3 protein-coding genes are annotated in these 1,681 nt (G+C 55.1%); all 3 read right to left on the bottom strand.

From position 1 onward, the window contains the following. Positions 1-153: 153 nt before the first annotated feature. Genes AB4043_RS24675 through AB4043_RS24665 form a run of 3 tightly spaced genes read right to left on the bottom strand, consistent with a single transcriptional unit; the run spans position 154 to position 1,222 of the window. Complete coding sequence (locus tag AB4043_RS24675; protein ID WP_442303488.1) at positions 154-552, bottom strand: (R)-mandelonitrile lyase; 399 nt, start codon at positions 550-552, stop codon at positions 154-156. A gap of 52 nt (positions 553-604) precedes the next feature. Further along, entirely contained in the window at positions 605-976 is a 372-nt protein-coding gene (locus AB4043_RS24670) for a DUF2255 family protein (protein WP_442303487.1), read from the bottom strand. Between the two features lie 15 nt (positions 977-991). Beyond that, entirely contained in the window at positions 992-1,222 is a 231-nt protein-coding gene (locus AB4043_RS24665) for a tautomerase family protein (protein WP_442303486.1), read from the bottom strand. Between the last annotated feature and the right edge of the window lie 459 nt (positions 1,223-1,681).

Genomic DNA, 1,681 nt, shown 5'->3' with positions numbered 1-1,681 from the left:
CGCCAGATTATTGATAATCAATTGCAATCGTCAAGCGTAGAGAAACGGGCGCTGCAAAGGGAATGCACGAAGGTCCTGCCGGATACCGGCAGGACCCTCGTCTTTTTAGAGCAAACAGTCAAAGCTTCGCTCTACACCTTTAGGAGAAATGCTCTAATCCTTGCGATATTGCTCGTCAGTAACAGGTTCGAACCAGTCCACAACTTTATCGCCCTGGCGCTCATGAACAGCGATGTGGGTCATGGCTATCGTCGGCGATGCTCCGTGCCAGTGTTTCTCGCCGGGTTCAATCCACACCACGTCTCCGGGATGGATCTCCTGCACAGGTCCGCCATCACGCTGCACCCACCCGCAGCCTGCGGTGACGATCAATGTCTGGCCCAGCGGATGGCTATGCCACGCTGTCCGCGCTCCGGGCTCGAAGGTGACGCTCGCACCATTCACACGAGCCGGCTCCGGAGCCTGAAACAGCGGATCGATACGGACAGTGCCGGTAAACCAATCTGCGGATCCCTTAGTCGATGCCTGCGTTCCTACCTTCTTGATCTCCATCTCTGCTTCACTCCTTTATCCGGCTACGGTATCGACATCTGTCTTTGCCAGTCTACCGGGGAACGATCTTCACGGTTGCCGAGCGCGCTTGAGCGCCGATCATCGGTTGCAGATAAGGGCTGGAGGCGTACTTCTTCTGATAAGCCTGATCGATGCGGTCCCGAATCGGTCCATCAGTCGGCTCGAAGGTCACCTCCTTCGTGATCCCTGCTGCTCGAATGCGCCCTGCTTTCTGGAGCACGGCTGCCTGGTACCAGCTGGAGCCCTGGCCGTTATATCCGCGGACATACAGCCCGTGGTCGACGACCACTGACCAGATCCATGTCGGTGTGCCGTACGTGACTCCATCTTCACGGAACGGCGAGATATGCAGATCGTCGGTTGCGGCAATGCTGTCCAGTTCTTTCTTCAACCATTGGCTCATGATGCCTAACCTCCTCTACTCCATCGTGTATTCGGGCTTTTTATAGAGCTGGTCCCACTTCTGCTCAATCTCCGGCCGATAGACCTTACCCTGCCAGTCGCGCGGCGCAATCTCTTCCACAGCAACCGAGACCGACTCCGCGCCATAGTCAAGCACAGACATGACACTATCGGTGATCTCCATCGCCAACTGCTCTTTCTGTTTTTCAGACTTACCGGGCCATAGCTTCACGACAACATGCGGCATAGAAGTTTCCTTTCCGATGCTTTGGTACGCGAGTTTTATGTGGACTGRGAATTGTGCACCGCCAAACAGGCGTAGCCATCGTAGACGAAGGCATCACGCACAGAGCGTATGCAGCGATCTCATGATCAAGAGTACCGGGAAAGGCATCGACTGCGCTTTCCTATTCCTGCAGACTCTTTGCCTGATTGTGTTTTGTTGCAAGTATCCCCAACCCGGGTGCCCACCCTCACAACGTTAGGGTGGGCAAGGATGCCACAAGCGTTGGCCAGGCCACGGATTGTTTACCTCCACGCCCACCCTAGCTTTGCGAGGGTGGGGCACCTGTGATGTTTCAAGAGGTTGTTGTCCATCCGTTTGTATCTGGAGATTCTGTTTGTGACGAGCAAATAGAAGTTTCCGGAGGAACGGATGGACTATCACTATCATGCCCGATTGACGGTGCATGGTCGAAGAGCGATG

The sequence above is a fragment of the Terriglobus sp. YAF25 genome, assembly GCF_052113305.1.
In the GTDB taxonomy this organism is placed as follows: Bacteria; Acidobacteriota; Terriglobia; order Terriglobales; family Acidobacteriaceae; genus Terriglobus.
Note: the sequence above shows the minus strand (reverse complement) of the source record. Positions and strands in the feature narration are given on the sequence as shown.

Coding starts and splice junctions, on each gene's coding strand:
- AB4043_RS24675 (WP_442303488.1), bottom strand. CDS start 552: ATGGAGATCAAGAAGGTAGGAACGCAGGCATCGACTAAGGGATCCGCA.
- AB4043_RS24670 (WP_442303487.1), bottom strand. CDS start 976: ATGAGCCAATGGTTGAAGAAAGAACTGGACAGCATTGCCGCAACCGAC.
- AB4043_RS24665 (WP_442303486.1), bottom strand. CDS start 1,222: ATGCCGCATGTTGTCGTGAAGCTATGGCCCGGTAAGTCTGAAAAACAG.